This is a genomic window from Rhizobium sp. BK049, from assembly GCF_014193135.1.
GTDB lineage: Bacteria > Pseudomonadota > Alphaproteobacteria > Rhizobiales > Rhizobiaceae > Rhizobium.
On the sequence record NZ_JACHYV010000001.1, the window covers coordinates 280,105 to 300,533 of the forward strand.

The window sequence follows — 20,429 nt, forward strand, 5'->3', positions numbered from 1 at the left end:
AAGAGACGGCGGAGTCCCTCAGGAGGCCAAGGCCATCCGTGGGCTTACGGCAGGCGGAGCCTTGCGGGCGTCGGCGGTCTGGAAGCGGGAAATCCGCTCGTTCAGCAGTTCCACCTGCTGCCGAAGCCTGTGAATTTCGGCGGTGTTTTCCTCCACCATTGCGGCATTGTGCTGCGTGATATGCTCGATGTCGCGAACGGCGCTGTTGACCTCGTCGATGCCTTTGTACTGCGTGCTGGTGGCAGTCGAGATGACCTGCACCAGCCCGTTGATAGAGGTAAAATGCTCCATGATCGCCGAAAGCGCCTGGCCGGTCTCCTCGACGAGCCTGACGCCCGTGCCCACCTGCGATGCGCTGTTGGAGATGAGATCCTTGATTTCGCGGGCAGCCTTGGCGCAGCGCTGTGCAAGCTCGCGCACTTCCTGTGCGACGACGGCAAAACCCCTGCCGGCCTCCCCTGCCCGCGCCGCCTCCACGCCGGCATTGAGGGCGAGAAGATTTGTCTGAAAGGCAATCTCGTCGATCACACCGATAATGCTGGAGACCTTGTCCGACGAACGGTTGATGGCGTCCATGGCGTCGACGGCCTTGGCGACGACAGCCGCGGAATGCTCCGCCTGCCGATGCGCCTCGGCGACGGAAACCGATGTCTGGCGCGCATTTTCCGCTGTCGTGCGCACGCTGGCGGTGAGTTCGCCAAGCACACGTGAACTGTCTTCGAGGGCGGCCGCCTGCTGTTCCGTGCGCCGCGCCAGATCGTCGGCCGCGCCTGAAAGATTGGTGCTGCCCTCGGCGATCTCGTAGGTGGTGTTGCGAACCTCGGCGAGTGTGCGGCGAAGCGCATCAATCGCCTGGTTATAGGTCCTGGCCATCGCGACATAATCGGCGGCCAGCTCCTCGCTCATCACGGCTGCGAGGTTGCCGTCGGCAAGCTTGCCGAGCATGTCTGAGAGTACGTCCAGGGCCTCGCTCTGCTCGGCTTCGATGCGCGCCTGCTCGGCCGCGCGGCGGGCTTGCTCCTGTTCGTCCCGCGCCCTGTTCGTTTCAGCGACTTCTTCGAGCCTGGTCTTCTCGAGCGCCTGGTCGCGGAAGACGGTCACGGACCGGATCATATCGCCGATTTCGTCGCCACGCTTGCCATCGCCGATCGGCACGTTGAGATCGCCGGCGGCAAGTCTTGTCATCGTCTGGGTGATCCGCTTCAGCGGTGCGCGCAGCGTTTCGATCAGCATGAGGCCGCCAATGATCGCAAGCACCGTGCCGGCAATCATCGCCGCGAGCGACATGGTGGCCGAACGCTGGCTGATGTCCTTGCCGCTCTCCTGCGCGGTGCTGACGAATTGCTCCAGAGTATGGCTTGCGGCGGCCACGAGCTCGGTCGCCGTCCCCCGCTCTGCCCGCCACCGGTCTGCGACCGATATCAGCAGCGACGTATCCTTTTCGATCGTGGCGAGGGAGGGCTCGATCTTCTTCGCAAGTTCCTGCAAGGCGGCGTTTTTCCCGCTCAATGGTACAAGCTGAGCAGCGCTTTCGCGCAGCGCCTTGAGATCGGCGAGAACGGCGTCCCGCGACTCGGCATCGACCCGCCTGTTCAGTTCACTCAGATGCAGGCGCAGATCGTCGATCGATTTGAAAGCGGTACCGACGATCGCCACCATCGAGCGAAGCGTGCCAATGTTCGCATCCATGCCGACAAAACGCTCGATAGCGGTATCCGCATTCCCTGAGGCGAGCTTTACGAACTTCTCCTCAAAGCCCTGCAGATCCTGGTCGACGGGGGCATAGCCGGCGAGCGTAAGGTTAGCGCTGTCCTCGGCCATCGCCGCGAGCTTGTCCAATGCCGGCTTCAGCTCGGCAATTTTGCTTTGGGCCTTGTCGGAGGCGACTGCGGCGCTCCCGCCGACCTCCTTGACGAGCGGCGGCAGCAGGCTGCCGAGAGCGCCGGCGATATCCGTGGGTACCGTCGCCTGAGCGGTCGCCTTGCGCAATTTCGCAATGCGCTGGGCGATGTTCTTGTAAGCGGAGGCATCGAGAAGAAGCGCCCGGACGAAGGCTTCCTTTCCGTTCGCCTGATCCTGAAGGACGTCGAGCTGCTTGCGGGCAGTCTGGCTTTCCTTGAAAAGCTGCGCCACAGCCGTATCGATAGCCTGTTCGGTATTCGTGCGCTCTTGTGCCACGGCCCAAAGCGCGTCGGCGCTACCCTGCATCTTGCCGCCGAGGTCGCGCACCGCCGAGATCTGCTGCTTCTGGGACGGATCGATCAACATGGCATCGAGCGTCGCAGCGCCCTTCTCCTGATCGGAGATGCTGGCGATCAGCCGATCGCGCGTGACCGCAGTCGGAAGGTCGGTAAAGGCCGTCAGCGAGGATCTGAGCTGCTGGAAACTGGAAAGCGTGTCGATCGTCTGCCGCGTCAGAGTCATCTGGCCTTTGAGCGTACCGGCGGTGAAATAGCCGAAAAGCCCTATGCCCGCTATGAGGATGATCAGAGGCACCACGAAAAAGAGAACCTTCGTCACAATCCGCATACGCTGCAACAGTCGATCAATCAACGCCATAAAAGCCCCGCCCCAGGAATGCTCACGCCTGACGGCGCGACGATAGCCGCAACTGCTAAAAAAATGGTCAATGGTGTCGAGTTTGTTCGGAGCATCGGAGGCGTGGCCGAGGCGCCCATTTTCTGACTCATCAGACTGGCTGACAAAGCTCGCTCTTTACCCGGCGTCATCCTTGGCCTTGTGCTGCCTTGTGCCGAGGATCTGTTGCCTTTTCGACCGGTCGCAGATGCTCGGAACAGGCCCGAGCATGACGAAAGGGGAGTTGGAACCTGGGCAGCCGGCCTGGAGGGCGCATTTCTGCCCCCTCGGCCTATCGATCAGCCGATGGCCATCAGGCTCGCATTGCCACCCGCAGCGGCGGTGTTGATCGAGGTCGACACCTCCTCCAGCAGCCAGTTGAGGCAATAGGCTTCCGGATCGCTTGCCAGTTCCTCGCTCGTCGCAGCCTGGACCAAGAGAAGCGGGCCAGGCAGCGCGGCGATCTTCCGGTTGACGGCAAGAACCCTGTCGCGGTCCCCTTCGACGAGCGCGCCGGAGAAAGGCCCGTCCTTTTCCCAATCCGATGTCCAGGAAAGGCGGCTGGCGACAGCCGCCGGAAGATCCGCCAGCACCGACTTCGATATGGAAGCCGCATCGACTACGACGTGGTTGCCTGTGGAAAGGGCCGCAGCGATCTGGCGATGCAGTCCGGTTTCGGTCTGCGGCACGAGCAGGATGCGCCCGCGCGGATGGAGCGCATAGAGATTGCGCTCGCCGACAGGGCCGGTGAGTTCACGTTCGAGCCCGAGCGCCGAGCGGCTCGCATAGCCGCGCGCCGCTTCGCCTTCGCCCGTCAGGCCCTTCTTGTCGAGCCAGCCGATGTAATCGCGAAGGGCAACGTCGGTGTGGACGGAATCCTGCTGCGGCGGCACGGGCGCGCGCTGCACCAGCCGGCCGATATAGAGCGGACCGCCGGCCTTCGGCCCCGTTCCAGACAGGCCGCGGCCGCCGAAAGGCTGGACACCGACAACAGCGCCGATGATGTTGCGATTAACGTAGAGATTGCCGGCCTTGATACGGCTCGTCACATGCGCGATCGTTTCGTCAAGCCGCGTGTGAAGCCCGAAGGTGAGGCCGTAACCCGAGGCGTTGATGTCGTCAATCAGGCGATCGAGGCCGTTTCTCTTGAAGCGGACGACATGCAGGACCGGCCCGAAGACCTCCTTCGTCAGGTCCGAGAGGGATTTGATCTCGATGATCGTCGGCGGAACGAAGGTGCCTTTTGCTGCGCTTTCCGGCAGCGGCAGCTGTTCCACCTTGCGGCCGGCGGCGCGCATCGTTTCGATATGCTGGTCGATCTCCGTCTTCGCGCCGTCGTTGATGACAGGCCCTACGTCGATGCTTAAGCGATCGGTGCGGCCGATGGTCAATTCACGGAAGGCGCCCTTCAGCATGGCGAGCGTCCTGTCGGCAATGTCGTCCTGCAGGCAGAGAACACGCAACGCCGAGCAGCGCTGGCCGGCGCTGTCGAAAGCCGATGTCACGACGTCGGCCACGACCTGCTCAGCCAGGGCGGAAGAATCGACGATCATGCCGTTCTGGCCGCCGGTTTCGGCAATCAGCGGGATCGGCTTGCCGGTTGCCGACAGGCGTTCAGCGAGCTGCGCCTGGATCATACGGGCCACCTCGGTCGAGCCGGTAAACATGACGCCCGCCGTTTGCTGCGCCCCGACCATCCCGGCGCCGAGGCGGCCGCTGCCGGGCACGAATTGCAGGGCGCCGACAGGCACGCCGGCCTCGTGGAGAATTTTGACACTCTCCGAAGCGATGATCGGCGTGACACCGGCAGGTTTCGCCAGCACGGGATTGCCGGCCACGAGGGCAGCGGCAACCTGGCCGGTGAAAATCGCCAGCGGGAAATTCCACGGGCTGATGCAGACGATCGGCCCGAGCGGCAGATGCGACGGACCGAGGGTTTTGCGCGCCTGATCGGCATAATACCGCAGGAAGTCGACCGCCTCGCGCACTTCGCCGACTGCGTTGGCGGCGGACTTGCCGGCTTCGCGCATGACGATGCCCATCAGCACCTTGATGCGGGCTTGCATGATGTCGGCGGCCCGATCGAGGCAGGCGGCGCGCTCGGCCGGCGGTACGGCCGCCCATTGCGGCGCGTATTCCGCCGCCATCGCGACGACACGGGCAGCCTCTTCTACCTTCACTTCGGTTACGGTGCCGACGACATCCCGGTGATCGGCGGGATTGAGGACATCACGCGTTACGCCGTCGGTGGAGCCGTCGGCGAGAATGGGAAACGCATGCCAGGGCGTCGCAGCCGTGGAGGCAAGCGTCTGCGCCAGGTCCGAAAGCGTGGCTTCGTTCGAAAGATCGAGACCGCTCGAATTGGCTCGGGCGCTGCCGTAAAGCGCCTTGGGCGCGGCAATCTGCACATGCGGGGCGCCGATGACAGGCATGGCCGCGACGGTCTCGGCCGGATCGGCAATCAGGGCCTCGACCGAAACGTTCGGATCGGAGATGCGGTGCACGAAGGAGGAGTTGGCACCGTTTTCGAGCAGGCGGCGGACGAGATAGGCAAGCAGCGTCTCATGCGTTCCGACGGGTGCATAGATGCGGCAGGGCCGGTCGAGCTTTTCCTTGCCGACGACCTCGTCATAGAGCGGTTCGCCCATGCCATGCAGGCACTGGAACTCATATTTGCCGACTGCGAAATCAGGCCCTGCCAAATGATAGATCGTGGCGAGCGTCTGGGCATTGTGGGTGGCGAACTGCGGGAAGACGGCATCGGCAGCGGCAAGCAGCTTTCGTGCGCAGGCGATATAGGCGACGTCGGTGTAGATCTTACGGGTATAGACCGGATAATCGTCGAGACCATCCAGCTGGGCGCGCTTGATCTCCGCATCCCAATAAGCGCCCTTGACGAGACGGACCATGATCCGACGCCCGGAGCGGCGGGCGAGATCGATGATGTAATCCAGCACGAAGGGGCAGCGCTTGCCGTAGGCCTGGACGACAAAGCCGAGTCCGTTCCATCCGCCAAGCTCCGGGGCAAAGCACAGCTCTTCGAGAAGATCGAGCGAAAGCTCCAGCCGGTCTGCCTCCTCGGCATCGATGTTGAGGCCGATATCATAGGACTTGGCGAGCACGGCGAGCGCCTTGACCTTCGGCAGCAACTCGCCCATCACCCGGCCGGCCTGCGCTCTCACATAGCGAGGATGCAGGGCCGAGAGCTTGATCGAAATACCGGGGCCGTCATAAATGCCGCGCCCATGCGCCGCCTTGCCGATGGCGTGGATCGCCTTCTCGTAATCCTTGAAATAGCGCTCGGCGTCTGCTGCGGTCGTCGCCGCCTCACCCAGCATGTCGTAGGAATAGCGGAACCCCCGGGCTTCCAGCGGACGGGCACGCTTCAGCGCCTCCTCAATCGTTTCACCGGTGACGAACTGCTCGCCCATCATGCGCATCGCCATATCGACGCCGCGTCGGATAACCGGCTCGCCGGCGCGCGCGATCAGCCGCGTCAGCGCAGCCGACAGGCTGCGGTCGTTGACCGTCGAGGTAAGCTTGCCGGTTACGACGAGACCCCAAGTGGCGGCGTTGACGAACATGGATTTGCCGCCGCCGATATGGGAGGTCCAGTTGCCCTCGGCGATCTTGTCGCGGATCAGCGCGTCGCGGGTGTCCGTGTCGGGAATGCGTAGCAGCGCCTCGGCAAGGCACATGAGCGCCACGCCTTCCTGGCTGGAAAGCGAATATTCCTGCACCAGCCCTTCGACGCCGGTACCCTTGTGCTTGGCGCGCAGCGCCTCGATCAGGGTGCGGGCAGTGCTGCGGATGTCATAACGCTTGGCCTCGGAAACACGTGCGGCCGCGACAAGCGGCGGCAGGCATTCGGTCTCCGGACGGCGATAAGCGGCGGTGATTGCCTGGCGAAGCTCGGATTGCGGCCGGATCGGCGGCGCGAAGGCCGAGAACGGCGCGGGATCATTGGATGGCGTGGTGTCGATCGCTGCGTTGAGCATGGAGGTCCCTATCAATCGATATCTGGTTTAACGGATGAATGAGACGCCGGGTTCATCGTCCCAGTCAGCATCATCCGTGACGACAGGGCCGGAATATTCAGTCTCGAAGAGCGGGCGCGCAGGCTTGTCGCGTTTGAACGTGAGCGCTGCCGCCACGGCCCTTATCGCCACCGGCCGGTAGTGGGCGATGAGGTCCGGCTTCTCGTCGTCGTCCTGCTTTTCCCTGCCCATGCATGACCCCATTTTGCGTGTGGCGCCGATGCGATCCTGACGATGCGTCAAGCGCCTGCGCCTTCCATCCCATTGTCCACGCATAACGTATCACAGATCGCCAATCACGATCTCACTTGATTTTCGCCATTTTCAGCCTGTATGAACTTATTAAATCGCATTTGAGAGCTCAAATGGCTAACGAACCCGACATCTTTAGTGAATTGGACCAATTCGACAGAAAGATCCTCGCAGCACTCGCCGAGGATGGCAGATTGTCGATCACCGATCTCGCCGCGCGCGTCGGGCTATCGAAGACGCCCTGCCAGCTCCGCTTCAAGCGACTGATCAACGAAGGCTATATCGAAGGCTTCAAGGCCGTCCTCAATCCTGCGAAAATGCAGCTCGACCACATCGCTTTCGTCGAGGTGAAGCTCTCCGATACCCGCGAGGCTGCCCTGAAAAGCTTCAACGAGGCCATCAAGAAAATCAGGGAGGTCGAGGAGTGCCACATGATCGCCGGCCGGTTCGACTATCTCCTGAAGATCCGCACCCGCGATATCGGCCGCTACCGCCGCGTCCTCGGTGAACGCATTTCGACACTGCCGCATGTGGCCAACACCTCGACCAACGTTGCGATGGAGACGATCAAGGAAGGTTGGGACAAGTTCGGTTCGAGTCTCTCGTGACTATTGATCCTACCGCTACATTGCCGCATTGAGCTTTCGGCTCGGCAGCATTATCAACGGTTCACGCCGGATGGCGGGGGACCCATGCAAAGTCGTTTGGACATGATCGGGAAATGGCTGGTGCGCATTCTGTGCGCCGTCGCACTCGTGTCAGTCGGATTTGCCCACCAGTCCCCGACGATCGCGGCCGACCCCGTCAACCTTGCCGAATATGTGCTTCCGGACGGGACGCTGCCCACGCTTTGCGTCACGGTTGCCGACGACGAAGGCGAGACGGGCGCTGATCACAAAGCCCACACCCATGGCTGCGAAGCCTGCCGGATCAGTGCTTCCGTCCTCCTGCCGCCGCCTGCAGACATCGCCGGGAAAGCCGTGGCATTTTCCGTTCGGGTGGATCTTCCCATTCGCATGGAAGCCTTCCATCGGCAAATTTACCCACCCAACACTGGTCCCAGAGCCCCTCCTTCCGATCCGATCCTGACCTGAACCAGCGCGTCAGCCACGCTGAGGCGCGCCCTTTGTTCTCGGCCGCGCCTTTGCCAGCGGCCACGGATTCGGAATTTCATCATGTCGACCATCACTTCCACCGCTCCGGCGGAAAGCGCCGTACCCGGTGTCTCGCTATATCGCGCTATCTGGCGCTGGCACTTTTTCGCCGGACTTTTTGTCCTCCCCTTCATGCTGAACCTCGCGATCACCGGCTCGCTCTATCTCTTCAAGAACGAGATCAACGAAAGCGTCTTCGCCTACCGCTATGACGTCGTCGCTTCAGGCCAACCACTGGCGCCGGAAAAGCTGGCGGAGATCGCGACGGCCGCCGTGCCCCGCTCCGCGGTCACCGCCTACAAGGACCCGGCAACGCCTGAGCACTCGGCCATCGTAACGGTGTCAAGCGATGCCGGCTCCACGCTCGTCTTCATCGATCCCTATAACGGCAGGATTCTTGATACGGTCGGCGCAACCGAAGAGTTCAACTACGTCGTCAAGCGCATCCATAGTCTTGCTCTGTTTGGGAGCCTTCCAAACAAGCTGATCGAGATTGCCGGCGGATTCGCCATGGTGCTTGTCGTGACCGGCATCTATCTCTGGTGGCCGCGCCGCCAGTCGGGCGGCGTCGTCACGGTCCGTGGCACTCCGGCCCGACGCGTCTTCTGGCGCGACCTGCATGCCGTAACCGGTGCTTTCGCGGGCATACTGATCTTCTTCCTGGCGATCACCGGCATGCCGTGGTCGGGCTACTGGGGTTCGAACGTGCAGGCCTGGCTCGGAAGCCATGGCCTGGGCTATCCCACGCAACTCTGGGACGATGTGCCGAAATCGCGGAAGGTTACCCATGACATCCTGCCTGTGGTCGGCTGGACAGTCGAACAGGCTCCGGTCCCGCTCTCCGACATTGCCGTCGCCCGGTCGAAGAAGCCGATCGGCCTGAACAAGGCCGTCGACGTCGCAGAGGCTGCCGGTCTGACGCCGGGTTTCGACATTGCCATGCCTTCCGGTGAAGCCGGCGTCTATTCGGCGGCGATCTATCCCGATGATCTCGCCAAGGAGCGGACGATCCACATCGACCAGTATTCGGGCAAACCGCTCGTCGACATCTCCTACCGCCAGTACCCAATTTTCGGAAAGGCCATCGAGTGGGGCATCAATGTTCACCAGGGGCGCGAATTTGGCCGCGCCAATCAATTCCTGATGCTCGCCACCTGCCTGGCGATCATTCTTTCCTGCGTGACCGGCATCGTCATGTGGTGGAAGCGACGCCCGTCCGGACGTGTGGGGGTTCCACCGCTGCCGCCGCGGCGATCGGTTTATGTCTGCCTATGGACCATCACGGCCGTCTTCGCCCTGGCGTTTCCGCTGACCGGTCTCGCCATCCTGCTGATGGTCGCGACCGACCAAGCCATCATTCGCACGATCCCACCGCTTCGGCGTGCGTTCGATTGAGGAGGCGACATGAAGACAATCCGCATTCAGCCCTTCGGCGACGCTTTGACAAACGACCGCGTCAACTGGCAACTTCGAAGGAAACAGATGAGATGACTATGTCAAAACTCCCCCTGATCGCTTCCATCGCACTGATCTTGACGGCCGCGGCCGCCAGCCAGGCCCTGGCTCACGCCCACCTGAAAACGTCGAGCCCGGCGGAGAAGACGTCCGTCGTCTCTCCCAGCGAACTCGACCTGACTTTTACGGAAGAACTCGATCTCAAGTTCAGCGGCGTGAAGGTCACCGACTCCAGCAAGGAGGAAATCAAGCTTGGCGAAGCCGGACTGAAGGACGATCGCAAGGTTCTGACGGTTCCCGTTTCTGCAACATTGGCGCCAGGCGACTACACAGTCAGCTGGCATGTGCTTTCGGCCGACGGTCATAAGACCAACGGCAGCTATACCTTCACCGTCAAGCCGTGATCACGCCCGAGACGGCCTATATCGCTTGCCGCTTTTTCCTAGACGTCGCTGCCCTGTATCTGTGGGGCAGCTCCGCATATCTGTGGCTGCTCGTTCCGGCCTCCCTTTCCGGGAATATCTGGACACGGCAATCTTGGCCGCGAGCCCTTGCGGTCGGCTGCACAGTCGCTGCAACGGTCCTTGCCCTCCCATTCAGGTCCGCGATCCTCGGTGAGGATTGGGCGCAGGCATTTGATTTCAGCGCAATGCTAGATATTCTTTCCGGCACCACGATCGGCACGGCGTGGATGTGGCAGGCGGCAGGAGCCGCCGCGCTTTTGATCGCATACATCGCGACGCCCACGCGATTGCGGGCCGCCGCCATGACGTTCGCGGCGGGATTCCTGCTGGCCGGTCTTGCCGCGAGCGGCCATGCCGCCATGAACACCGGCTGGTTTCGCGCACTGCATCGGGGAGTCGATATCGTCCATGTCCTGGCGGGAGGCACCTGGTTCGGGGCGCTGATCCCGGTCGCGATCATTTTGCCGCTGTTGTCCGATCACCGGGCCGGCCGCGACGCGACCACGGCGCTCGTCCGTTTCTCCACGGCAGGCCACATCGCCGTCGGCATGGTTTTAATCTCCGGCGCCGGCAACATGTTCATGATCATCGGGGGTTTTCCGCTCGACTGGTCCGTTGTCTATCAGCTTCTGCTTTCCCTGAAGATACTGCTCGTCCTGTCGATGATCGGACTGGCGATCCTCCACAGGTATGTGCTCGTGCCAAAACTCTCCTGGTCTCATGGAGCCGTGACGGCACTCAGGATCGGCACCGTTGTCGAAATTGTCTTGGCATTCGCGGTCGTCGGCCTAGTGGCATGGTTCGGCACGCTGGAGCCGGCAGCCATGTAAGTCACGCTGAGGCATCGCGCAACGACCGCTTCGAGGCAACCGGCCAGCGACCGGTCCATCCTCTGCATCTTGCTAGCGAACCGCTTACGGGGTCCGATACCGCCAGGAGATGGATGGCTTGACATAGACGAGTCTTCGGCGACCGACCTGAGAATGAGGAGCAGGATGAATCACGTCAACAGCCCTAAGGCATCGGCGAGCGAGGAGAGGGATCCCAGGGAAGATATTGCAGCCGGCGCGCTTAGCGCATTGCGTCGGACCTCGATCATCCCGCTCACCTCGCCCGCAAGGCAGCGCTCCGGCGATCATGCGCCGCCGAACTAGCCGAGACCTCCTATATCGCCGAGAATGCCGCGATCTTCACCGAAAGCCTGACGATCCTGATCTGCCCATACACCGCCAAGGCGTCGTCAGCCTCGGCATCATAACCCGCGACGGTGTATGGATCGGCGCCAATTGCGTGATCCTCGATGGCGTCACGATCGGAAACGGCGCCCTCATAGCTGCCGGGGCGGTCGCCACCAGGGACATTCCCGCGATGGCGATTGCGCTGAGGGATGATCCGAAGGCGCTCTACACCGTCCTTTCGGTCGGCTATGCGCTTGAACTGCTCGGCTCGAATCCGCGGCACCCTGTCCGCGCGGTCGAGCTCGACGCCGCAGGGCTCGACGCGTGGCTGAGCGCTCTGCCCTGGCAAAGCAGGGCGTGGCATGCCGGCAGCGTGGTCGATGCCATCGGCACCGCCATCTATTTCAACGCCAGCTATTTCGGCATCCGGCAATCACGCCAGGCGCTGTTCGAATGGTTGAACCGCAATGCCAACAGCGTCTCCGGCCTATGGGGCGAGCCAACAGCTGCCGAGGGAATGGCTCCAGCCGGTGAATGGCTTTTATCGCCTGACGCGCGGCACCTATGCCTCAACTACCGCAATCACAAGGGCTTCGTCGGCGCGAAGTATAATGCCTGCAACCTGCTCGATACGATCCATCCGCTGCTGTTGATTACCCGGCAGACCGATTACCGGCGGACAGACGGAGAGGCGATTTCCCGACATCTCATAACAAGAGCCCTGGACAGATGGCGGGACGGCGAAGGATTCCCGTTCGCCGACGGCGCCGAGCCAAGCCTGCGGGGAACAGAGATGTGGCTTTCGGTCATTCACCTTTCAGCCGATTTCCTCGGCCTTGCGGATCACTTCGCCTTCGTCCCCAAGGGCGTGCATCGGACGGCAACGCCGGGGCTCGGTCTGTGATCACCCGTGCAGCGATGCCGTCAGCCAGGCGGCGGCGAGATTGCGGGCATTGCTGCGCTTGGCTTTGACCGGCACGATCACATTGTAGCGATCTTCGGCGGCAAGTTCGCTTGCCTCGGCGCTCACCAGGGTTCCGTCCTCGAGGAACGTGCCGACTAGCATGCGCCATCCGAGCGCGATCCCCTGCCCCGCGCGCGCGGCGGCAATGGTTTCGGTGTAGTGGTTGAAGCGAAGCGATGGCTTGACCTCGATATTGGCGCGGGTGAGCGATACCCATTGCGACCAGCTGTACCAGGAACGGTCGAGAACGTCGGTTTCGATGAATTCGTCGGTCGAGCCCAGCGGGCCATTTCCGCGACGCCTGAGATAATCTGGTGAGCAGACAGGGGTAATGACGTCGCCGCGCGACGCGATAACCGTTCCGTCGCTGAAGGGCGGCATGCCGTAGCGGATGGCCACGTCGATCTCTCCGTCGTCGAGCGCGATCGGGTTGTCCTGGGAGATTACCCGCACGAGAATTCCGGGATTCGCCCGGCGGAACTCGGCCAGCCTCGGCAGCAGCCAGAAGGACGAGAATGCCACTGTCGCCCCGATCGTCACCACATCCTGGCTGCGCGACTGGATCGCCTCTACGTTCTCGGCGATATCGGCGAAACTCTTGGCGAGCGTCGCGCCGAGACTGACGCAGGCCGCCGTCGGTTCGATCGCTCGGTGCTTGCGCACGAACAGCGGCTGCCCCAGTTCCTCCTCCAGCAAGGCGATCTGCCGACTGACCGCCGCCTGGGTGACACCGAGCTCGGTCGCGGCCGTGGTGAAGCTCTTTCTGCGCAGAACCGCTTCCAGCGTCACCAGTGCTGTCAGCGAGGGGAGCCGCCGTCGAAACTGCATCTCGAACACCTTTTCACATGAGAAAATATTATGCGATCGTAATTTTTTATGCCGTTGAAACCCTGTAACTGCAAGGGCAATCTAGGGAACTCTCACATAAGAGGTTCTCATGCTAAACAAGCTTCCGTCTTCGATTTCGGCCCTTCTCGACGCCCGTGCCGACGGTTATTCTCTGCCGGCCGGCCTTTACATCAGGGAAGATGTGTTCGAAGCGGACGTCGATGTCTTCTTCCACAAGCACTGGATCTGCGTCGGCCTCGACTGTGACGTTCCCGAGCCCGGCGACGCCACGGTGATCGATATCGGCAAGACGAGCTTGATCCTCCTGCGTGACGACGATGGCGAAATTCGCGTCCTGCACAATGTCTGCCGCCATCGCGGCTCCCGCCTTCTCAATCCGGGCAAGACAATCGTTTCGAAGCTCGTCTGTCCCTACCACACTTGGACCTATGAACTGACGGGCGAACTCAGCTACGCCCCTCATATGGGCAAGGATTTCGACAAGGACTGTCACGGCCTGAAGCCGGTTACTTTCAAATCGATCGGCGGCCTGGTCTACGTCTGTCTATCCGACAATCCGCCCGAGGACATTGCCGGCCTCGAGCAGGCGATGGCCGAGCGTCTCGCTCCCTATGAAATCCGCAATGCCAAGATCGCCCACCAGACCGACGTCACCGAGGAAGGCAACTGGAAGCTGACGATGGAGAACAATCGCGAGTGCTACCATTGCTCCGCCAACCATCCGGAACTCTGCGTCTCCTTCGTCGATCTCGACTTCGGCTTCGATCCGGAGACGCTGAGCCCCGAGGATCGTGAGTTGGCGGAAGAGCATTTCCGGCTTTACGAGGAGCGCACGCAGGCATGGGAGACAGACGGTTTCCCCTCGGCTGCTATCGAGCAGCTCACCGACTGCGCCACAAACTTCCGCACCCAGCGGCTGATCATAGCAGGCGCCGGCGAATCCCAGACCCCCGACGCCACCGCCGCATCCTCCAAGCTGCTCGGTCAAATGACCCGCAAGGATCTCGGCGACACGCATCTCTGGGGTCATAACAGCTGGAACCACTTCATGGGCGACCATGCGGTGGTTGCGATCGTCATCCCGCTTTCGGCGGGCAAGACGCTGGTGCGTACCAAGTGGTTGGTCCACAAGGATGCCGTCGAGGGGGTCGATTACGATCTCGACAAGCTGACGGACGTCTGGATCGCGACGACGGACCAGGATGCCGATCTCGTCGCCCGCTCGCATGCCGGCACGCTCGATCCCGCCTATCAGCCAGGCCCCTATTCCCGCTTCTCCGAGACGAACCTCGACAAGTTCGCCACCTGGTACATCGATCGGATGCGCGCTCATGGGTATTGATCTCACATCCATGCGTCTAGGTCAGAGCGCGCAGCAGGTCTGGGATCCGGAGACTGACGAGACCCTCGTCTGTCTCGACGTCCATCAGGAGACGCATGACGTGAAAAGCTTCACGTTCGCGTCGCCCGAAGGTAAGCATTTCCACTTCGATGCCGGCCAGTACTTTCTGTTCGACTTCCCGACGGGTTCGGATGGTGAGGCGCGGTGCTACAGCATCTCGTCGTCGCCCCATCGAAGCAATACCTTTACGGTGACGGTCAAGCGCATGCCCGGCGGCAGGATATCGAACTGGCTCCACGACCATATGGCACCAGGCATGACCGTCAAGGGTCAGGGACCGCTTGGTTATTTCATCCGTCCCAAGGGCGAGAAGATCAAGCTTCTGCTCCTCTCCGGAGGTTCGGGCATCACGCCTGTCATGTCGATCACACGTGATCTGGCAGACCGATACGAAGCGTCGGACATCGTCTTTCTGCACGCGGCGAGAACGCCTGCCGATCTGATCTTTCGCCACGACCTTTCGGGGCTCGCAGCGAGGATGAAGGGACTGCGTCTCCAATTTCTTCCCGAAACGGTCGCCGGCGAATTGTCATGGCCAGGGCTGACCGGCCGGATCTCGCCGGAGTTCCTCAAGCTTGCCGTGCCCGACATCGCCGAACGCGTCGTTATGTGCTGCGGTCCCGCGCCGTTCATGGCAGTGGCGCGTTCGATCACGGCTGCTCTCGGCGTCCCGCCAGAAAACTATATCGAAGAGAGCTTCGACGCCGCGGTCATTGACGAGCCAGGCCTCGACGTCGACGCACAGCCGACAACGAGGACTTTCCAGGTCGAATTCTCGAAACAGAAGAAGATGTTGGAGGTCCCGTCAGACCAGACCGTGCTTGCGGCGGCAAAGAAAGGCAACGTCCGCCTGCCCTCCTCGTGCTCGAATGGGGTCTGCGGCACCTGCAAGTCGAAGCTTGTCTCCGGTTCGGTGGAGATGAACCATAATGGTGGCATCCGGCAACGCGAAATCGACGCCGGCTTCTTCCTGCCCTGCTGCTCCAAGCCGCTCGGCGATCTCGTCATCGAGCGCTGAGTAACGCCGCATTACTCACCGACAACAGGGGATCACTCGGATGCAGCGAGACAAAAGCCGTTCCGCCGAGCCGGCCCGTCTTCAAGGACGAGAGAAAACAGGCCTATCTCAATCCCGAGGGGGCTGACCGGCTTTTGACCACGACGAAGGGCGCGGAGCGGCTGGACAGCTTTCCCTGGGAAAATGTGTGAAAGGTCGCATCGTTCAATGCGATCTTAAAGCTGCCGCGCGATGCTGCGACGGCGTCTGCCCGAATGTGCGCTTGAACGTTCTCGTGAATTGCGACGCGTTTTCAAAGCCGACATCGAGCGCAATCTCGATCAGCGGCGCCTTCGATTGGGCCAGGATCGATTTTGCCCGCTCCATGCGGACGCGGTTGTAGGCTTTGGCGGGAGACATTCCCGTCTTCTCGATGAAGATTCTCTCCAACTGCCGCCGGGAGAGCCCGACCATGGCGGCGAGTTTCTCGATCGGCATGCTGCCATCGACGAACTGCTCCATCGTGATCATCGCCGCCTTGACACGGGCATCGTCATAATCGTCGTAAAGCGGACGCCGGGGCTGAATGTCGGCCGGAGCGCGGGCCTTCTCGATCTGCAGCACTTCAAGCGCGTTTCGTTCGGCATCGCGGCTGATATATTTCCTGACCAGCAGCGCCGCCATATCGGCACTGCTGCTGCCGCCGGCGCAGGATCCGCGCTGGCGATCGAGATTGAAGAGCCGGTCGGAGCGAACGCTGAGTTCGGGGAAACGCTCGCGAAACTCCTTATAATGCAGCCAGCTGACGCAGGATTCATGCCGCTTCATCAGGCCCGCAGCGGCAAGGATGAACGTACCGGTGCACACGCCGATCAGCGGCACCTTCTTGGCATCCGCCTGCTTGAGGAAGGTGATGGTCTGCTGATCGACGGGGTTCTCCACGCTCAGAAGGCCGCCGACGACGGCGATGTAGTCGAAGCGCGTGGGATCGACGAAGTCAGACGTCGGAGCGACCTGGACGCCGCAACTCGAAGTGATCAGATGCCGCGTGCTGCCGATCACCTGCCAGTCGGCAAGCACTCTTCCGGAACGGTCCTGCTCGTCGCTGGCCAGCCGCAGCGTATCCACGAACAGCGCAAAGGCGGACAGCGTGAACGACCGCGACAGAACGAATCCGACCTTGAGCCGGGCGGTGGGCTTTGCGGCGCCGTCTGCCTGCCGATGCTGCCCGGGTCGCATATTCATCTCATCACCGTTCCTGAATGCGCTCATCTGATCTGAAAACCGTGCGCCAGCGGATCGCGGTCGTCAACAAAAATGGTGTTGTGGCCGATGACCCGCGCCCAGCCCCCGATGCTCGGGAGGATGCCGCGATAAGGTCCGATGTTTGCCTCGCCTTCCACCCGGCCCTCGAAGACGGTTCCGATCAGGCTTTCATGACGGTAGCTCGACCCGACGGTAAGCCGTCCCTTTCCATGGAGCTGCGCCATGCGCGCCGATGTGCCGGTGCCGCCCGGCGAGCGATCTATCGCCTTCTCGCCGTAGAAGACCGCGCAGCGCCCGTCCGACACGTCGTTCACCGGGCCGTCACACCAGATCGCGTGATGCACGCCCGATATCCTGGCATCGTCGGGATGAACGGGATTGCAGATATCGGCAAGCGCTGTCCTGAGCTTCTGGCTGCAGCCGACGATGTCGGATGCGCTCATGCCGTCGAGTCCGCTCCAGTTCTCCTGCGGCTCGACGACTGCATAATAGTTGCCGCCATAGGAAATATCGACGCGCAGGCGACCCATTCCGGGCACATCCACCGCGACATCGGCCTCATGAAGATAGCTCGCGACATTGTGGAGACGGACGGAATCGACATATCCATTCTTCTCCTCATAGGTGACGTCGACCCTGCCTGCCGGCGTTTCGATCGCGACTCTTCCCGGCTCACGCGGCTTGACCAGCCCTTCCTCGATCGCAGCGGTCACGGTGCCGATGGTGCCGGCGCCGCACATCGGCAGGCAGCCGCTCACCTCGATGAACAGCACGGCGAAATCGCAATCGGGCCGATAGGCGGGATAGATGATCGAACCCGACATGATGTCATGCCCCCTCGGCTCGAACATCAGCGCCTTGCGCACCCAGTCATGGTCGCGGACGAAAATCTCCCGTCGTTCGCCCATGGGCACGTGCGGAAGCAGGGGGCCGCCTCCGGCAACGAGACGAACCGGGTTGCCGCAGGTGTGCGCATCGATGCAGAAAAAGCTGTTTCTCATCTTTTCACATCCCGCTCATCGCGCCTTGGGCAGACCGCCGCGGTCGAGCAGGCCGCGCGACAGCCGGTCGAGCAGAAGAGCGACTGCAACGATTGCCAGACCTGCTCTCAGGCCGAGCCCCATCTCCATGCGCGTCAGGCCGCGCGTCACTTCGGCGCCGAGACCGCCCGCGCCGACGAGGCCGGCGAGCACCGCCATTGCGAGCGACAAAAGAATGCATTGATTGAGACCGACGAGCAGTGTCTGCTTGGCGAGCGGAATTTCGATCTTCCAGAGGATCGAGCGGGGCGGTGCGCCGATGGCGCTGCCGAGCTCGATGAACACCTTCGGCACCTGGTTGAAAGCCAGCGTCGTCAGTCGCAGCATCGGCGGAATGCCATAGACGATGGTGGCGATAATGGCCGGCACGCGTCCAAGGCTGAAGATCATCACCGCCGGGATGAGATAGACCCATGGCGGCACCGTCTGCATCACGTCGAGGATCGGGCGAACCACCGCCTCCAATGTCTTGTAGCGCGAACAAAGCACGCCGATCGGGAAGGCAATGAGGACGGAAATCACAACGGCGACGGTCACAAGAGCAAGCGTCTGCATCGACGCCGTCCACAGCCCGACAAGCAGGCAGAAGCCGAGGCAAAGGCCGGCGAGGATCGCGGCGCGCAGGCTGACTGCGAAGAATGCCAGCAGGACGACGATGACGATCAGCGCATAAGGCGGCACGAAGAGCAGTGCCGTCTCGATTGCCGACAGGACCGTTTCGACCACGGTGCTGATGGCCGCAAACAGCGGATGAAGATTGGTGTTGAGCCAATCGACGGCTGGGGCCAGGAGGGCGCCCGGCGAAAACTGCAGGATCGCAGGATTCATGACTTCCTCCCTGTTCCCAGGCGGGCAGCACTCTGGGTTATCCGGTCAATCACCATGGTCAGTACCACGATTGCGATCGCGGCATTGATCGAGGTCGCGATATCGAGCGTCCTGATCGCGCCATAGATCGTCTCTCCGAGCCCGCCGGAGCCGACGATGCCGGCGATGACGACCATACCAAAAGCCATCATCAGGCTCTGGTTGATACCCGCCATGATGCTCGGCAGCGCAAAGGGAAGACGGATCTTGAAGAACATTTTCGCCGGCGTCATCCCGAGTGCCTCTCCGAGTTCGATGAATTCCTTGGGCGTCATGCGGATGCCGAGAGAGGTCAGGCGGATGGCCGGCGGCACGGCGACGATCACGGTGGCGATCAGCGCCGTCGCCGGCCCGTAGCCGAGCAAGGCGATCGCCGGCAGCAGGTAGATGTAGGGTGGCATGGTCTGGATGAGATCGAGGCCCGGCTCCATGAAGTGATCGAGAGCCGTGAAAAAGCCGGCGGCAATGCCGACCGGAATGCCGATCGCCAGGGCGATCGTGGTGGCGGTCAGGACCAGAGCCAGCGTGCTCATCGTCTCCGGCCACAGCCCCATCGAAAAACAAAGCGCCAGCGCGACGCCGCTGAGCACCGCGAACCAGGCATTGACCAGCCGCCAGCCGATCAGCGCCACAATGACGGCGACCACGTAAAACGGCGGAAGCTCCAGCAGCCAGAGGATCCCGTCATAGAGACCCTCGAGAAGCTGTCTGATGTAGTCAAACAGGAATTCCCCGTTGTCGCTCACCCATTCGAGCGCGGAGTCCGTCCATTCGTCGAAAAGATCGGTGAAGGCTGAACTGTCCATGTCAATCAGCTCCCTGGGTCACGCCGCCGTCAGATCGGGGGCGGAGGTTCCCTTGACACCCATCAAGAGGCTGCGCGGTGTAACGACGCCCACGACTCGATCGTTATCGACGACGGCAATGGCGTCGCGGTCCGATTGCATCGTCAGGGAGATAAGCTCGTCGATATCGGCATTCGGCGTCGTGCGCGCCAGCGACGCGATATCCGAATTCGCAGCGCTCTGCTGGAATTCGGCAACGCTGCGCATGACCGAATGCGCCTTGATCAAATGAAGGCGGGATATGCCGGCGACGAATTCGGCCACATAGGCATCGGCCGGGTTGAGGATGATTTCCTCGGCCGTGCCGGTCTGGATGATGACGCCGTCCTTCATGATGGCGATACGGTCGCCGATGCGGATCGCCTCGTCGAGATCATGGGTGATGAAGACGGCAGATTTGCCGAGGGCTTTGGTCAGCTGGCGGAATTCGTCCTGAAGCTGGCGCCGGATCAGGGGATCGAGCGCGCTGAACGGCTCGTCCATGAGAATGATCTCCGGGTCGGAGGCAAGGGCGCGGGCAAGCCCGACGCGCTGCTGCATGCCGCCGGAAAGCTCATTGGGATAGCGGCTCAACCAGTCGGCGAGGCCGACTTTCTCGAGGGCGGCGGCGGCGGTCTTGTTTCGCTCCGCCTTCGCGATTCCCTGGACCTCGAGGCCGAAGGCCGCATTTTCCAGGACGGTGCGGTGCGGCAGCAGGGCAACGCTCTGAAACACCATGCCGATGTTCTTGGCGCGCATCTGCCTGAGATCGACCGGCGACAAGGAGGCGAGGTCGCGTCCCTTGACGAGCACCTTGCCGGCGCTCGGCGTGATCAGCTTGTTCAAAAGGCGGATCAGCGTCGATTTTCCGCTGCCCGACAGGCCCATGATGCAGAAGATTTCCCCGCGCCGGACCTGGAGGCTCACTTCGGACACGCCGACGACGCAGTTGAATTTCTGCAGGACCTCCTTCTTGTCGAGACCGCGCTCCTTTATCGACTGCATCGCCGCAGCGGATTTGTCACCAAAGACCTTCCAGAGGGATTGGCAGTCGATCAGGACATCCTTGGCATCGATATTGACGGTTTTCATAGCGATACCCT

The 20,429-nt window shown here is 62.0% G+C and carries 16 protein-coding genes and 1 pseudogene; 8 read left to right on the plus strand and 9 right to left on the minus strand.

Annotated features, from left to right (window positions below; translation table 11 throughout):
- Positions 1-18: 18 nt before the first annotated feature.
- The 3 genes from FHT70_RS01335 to FHT70_RS01345 all read right to left on the minus strand — a co-directional run bounded on the left by FHT70_RS01335 (position 19) and on the right by FHT70_RS01345 (position 6,806).
- On the minus strand, positions 19-2,559 hold the full coding sequence (locus FHT70_RS01335; RefSeq protein ID WP_183698415.1) for a HAMP domain-containing methyl-accepting chemotaxis protein: 2,541 nt from the start codon (positions 2,557-2,559) through the stop codon (positions 19-21).
- Between the two features lie 317 nt (positions 2,560-2,876).
- Positions 2,877-6,575: a trifunctional transcriptional regulator/proline dehydrogenase/L-glutamate gamma-semialdehyde dehydrogenase gene (putA, locus tag FHT70_RS01340; protein WP_183698416.1), complete on the minus strand. Its 3,699-nt coding sequence runs from the start codon at positions 6,573-6,575 to the stop codon at positions 2,877-2,879.
- A 27-nt stretch (positions 6,576-6,602) separates the two neighbouring features.
- The gene (locus tag FHT70_RS01345) at positions 6,603-6,806 is read right to left on the minus strand and encodes a hypothetical protein (RefSeq protein ID WP_183698417.1); all 204 of its coding nucleotides are present in this window, start codon (positions 6,804-6,806) and stop codon (positions 6,603-6,605) included.
- A 173-nt stretch (positions 6,807-6,979) separates the two neighbouring features.
- On the opposite strand from FHT70_RS01345, the gene FHT70_RS01350 reads away from it, so the two are divergent.
- The 6 genes and pseudogenes from FHT70_RS01350 (at position 6,980) to FHT70_RS01375 (ending at position 12,021) form a co-directional block, all read left to right on the plus strand.
- A complete protein-coding gene (locus FHT70_RS01350) occupies positions 6,980-7,474 on the plus strand; it encodes an Lrp/AsnC ligand binding domain-containing protein (RefSeq protein ID WP_183698418.1) in 495 nt (164 codons plus the stop codon).
- Between the two features lie 84 nt (positions 7,475-7,558).
- Complete coding sequence (locus FHT70_RS01355) at positions 7,559-7,960, plus strand: DUF2946 family protein (RefSeq protein ID WP_085781764.1); 402 nt, start codon at positions 7,559-7,561, stop codon at positions 7,958-7,960.
- A gap of 81 nt (positions 7,961-8,041) precedes the next feature.
- The gene (locus FHT70_RS01360; RefSeq protein ID WP_183698419.1) at positions 8,042-9,415 is read left to right on the plus strand and encodes a PepSY domain-containing protein; all 1,374 of its coding nucleotides are present in this window, start codon (positions 8,042-8,044) and stop codon (positions 9,413-9,415) included.
- A gap of 98 nt (positions 9,416-9,513) precedes the next feature.
- On the plus strand, positions 9,514-9,879 hold the full coding sequence (gene copC / locus FHT70_RS01365; protein WP_183698420.1) for a copper homeostasis periplasmic binding protein CopC: 366 nt from the start codon (positions 9,514-9,516) through the stop codon (positions 9,877-9,879).
- Positions 9,876-10,769, plus strand: coding sequence for a copper homeostasis membrane protein CopD (gene copD / locus FHT70_RS01370; protein WP_183698421.1), 894 nt, complete (start codon positions 9,876-9,878; stop codon positions 10,767-10,769). Before copC ends, copD begins: the two co-directional genes overlap by 4 nt.
- A 165-nt stretch (positions 10,770-10,934) precedes the next feature.
- A pseudogene (locus FHT70_RS01375) lies at positions 10,935-12,021 on the plus strand (acyltransferase).
- On the opposite strand, the gene FHT70_RS01380 reads toward FHT70_RS01375, so the two are convergent.
- Positions 12,022-12,909 (minus strand): LysR substrate-binding domain-containing protein, encoded by an 888-nt coding sequence (locus FHT70_RS01380; protein ID WP_183698422.1) that lies wholly within the window; start codon positions 12,907-12,909, stop codon positions 12,022-12,024.
- 109 nt (positions 12,910-13,018) lie between these two features.
- Between FHT70_RS01380 and FHT70_RS01385 the strand changes: the two genes are divergently transcribed.
- Both FHT70_RS01385 and FHT70_RS01390 read left to right on the plus strand, forming a co-directional pair.
- Positions 13,019-14,272, plus strand: coding sequence for an aromatic ring-hydroxylating dioxygenase subunit alpha (locus FHT70_RS01385; RefSeq protein WP_183698423.1), 1,254 nt, complete (start codon positions 13,019-13,021; stop codon positions 14,270-14,272).
- Between the two features lie 10 nt (positions 14,273-14,282).
- Positions 14,283-15,350, plus strand: coding sequence for a hybrid-cluster NAD(P)-dependent oxidoreductase (locus FHT70_RS01390; protein WP_183698535.1), 1,068 nt, complete (start codon positions 14,283-14,285; stop codon positions 15,348-15,350).
- Between the two features lie 204 nt (positions 15,351-15,554).
- Here the strand turns inward: FHT70_RS01390 and FHT70_RS01395 are convergent, their stop codons facing one another.
- The 5 genes from FHT70_RS01395 to FHT70_RS01415 are packed head-to-tail and all read right to left on the minus strand — an operon-like array spanning position 15,555 to position 20,418.
- Complete coding sequence (locus tag FHT70_RS01395) at positions 15,555-16,568, minus strand: GlxA family transcriptional regulator (protein ID WP_085782070.1); 1,014 nt, start codon at positions 16,566-16,568, stop codon at positions 15,555-15,557.
- Positions 16,569-16,597: 29 nt separating this feature from the next.
- On the minus strand, positions 16,598-17,596 hold the full coding sequence (locus FHT70_RS01400) for a 4-hydroxyproline epimerase (RefSeq protein ID WP_085781771.1): 999 nt from the start codon (positions 17,594-17,596) through the stop codon (positions 16,598-16,600).
- Between the two features lie 15 nt (positions 17,597-17,611).
- Positions 17,612-18,463: an ABC transporter permease subunit gene (locus FHT70_RS01405; RefSeq protein WP_085781772.1), complete on the minus strand. Its 852-nt coding sequence runs from the start codon at positions 18,461-18,463 to the stop codon at positions 17,612-17,614.
- A complete protein-coding gene (locus tag FHT70_RS01410) occupies positions 18,460-19,308 on the minus strand; it encodes an ABC transporter permease subunit (protein WP_085781773.1) in 849 nt (282 codons plus the stop codon). Before FHT70_RS01410 ends, FHT70_RS01405 begins: the two co-directional genes overlap by 4 nt.
- Before the next feature lie 18 nt (positions 19,309-19,326).
- Positions 19,327-20,418, minus strand: a complete 1,092-nt coding sequence (locus tag FHT70_RS01415; RefSeq protein ID WP_183698424.1) for a glycine betaine/L-proline ABC transporter ATP-binding protein — start codon at positions 20,416-20,418, stop codon at positions 19,327-19,329.
- Positions 20,419-20,429 lie beyond the last annotated feature (11 nt).

Bases quoted from the DNA above. Each gene is read 5' to 3' on its own strand.
- FHT70_RS01335 (WP_183698415.1), bottom strand. From the start codon at position 2,559: ATGGCGTTGATTGATCGACTGTTGCAGCGTATGCGGATTGTGACGAAG.
- putA (WP_183698416.1), bottom strand. From the start codon at position 6,575: ATGCTCAACGCAGCGATCGACACCACGCCATCCAATGATCCCGCGCCG.
- FHT70_RS01345 (WP_183698417.1), bottom strand. From the start codon at position 6,806: ATGGGCAGGGAAAAGCAGGACGACGACGAGAAGCCGGACCTCATCGCC.
- FHT70_RS01350 (WP_183698418.1), top strand. From the start codon at position 6,980: ATGGCTAACGAACCCGACATCTTTAGTGAATTGGACCAATTCGACAGA.
- FHT70_RS01355 (WP_085781764.1), top strand. From the start codon at position 7,559: ATGCAAAGTCGTTTGGACATGATCGGGAAATGGCTGGTGCGCATTCTG.
- FHT70_RS01360 (WP_183698419.1), top strand. From the start codon at position 8,042: ATGTCGACCATCACTTCCACCGCTCCGGCGGAAAGCGCCGTACCCGGT.
- copC (WP_183698420.1), top strand. From the start codon at position 9,514: ATGTCAAAACTCCCCCTGATCGCTTCCATCGCACTGATCTTGACGGCC.
- FHT70_RS01380 (WP_183698422.1), bottom strand. From the start codon at position 12,909: ATGCAGTTTCGACGGCGGCTCCCCTCGCTGACAGCACTGGTGACGCTG.
- FHT70_RS01385 (WP_183698423.1), top strand. From the start codon at position 13,019: ATGCTAAACAAGCTTCCGTCTTCGATTTCGGCCCTTCTCGACGCCCGT.
- FHT70_RS01390 (WP_183698535.1), top strand. From the start codon at position 14,283: ATGCGTCTAGGTCAGAGCGCGCAGCAGGTCTGGGATCCGGAGACTGAC.
- FHT70_RS01395 (WP_085782070.1), bottom strand. From the start codon at position 16,568: ATGCGACCCGGGCAGCATCGGCAGGCAGACGGCGCCGCAAAGCCCACC.
- FHT70_RS01400 (WP_085781771.1), bottom strand. From the start codon at position 17,596: ATGAGAAACAGCTTTTTCTGCATCGATGCGCACACCTGCGGCAACCCG.
- FHT70_RS01405 (WP_085781772.1), bottom strand. From the start codon at position 18,463: ATGAATCCTGCGATCCTGCAGTTTTCGCCGGGCGCCCTCCTGGCCCCA.
- FHT70_RS01410 (WP_085781773.1), bottom strand. From the start codon at position 19,308: ATGGACAGTTCAGCCTTCACCGATCTTTTCGACGAATGGACGGACTCC.
- FHT70_RS01415 (WP_183698424.1), bottom strand. From the start codon at position 20,418: ATGAAAACCGTCAATATCGATGCCAAGGATGTCCTGATCGACTGCCAA.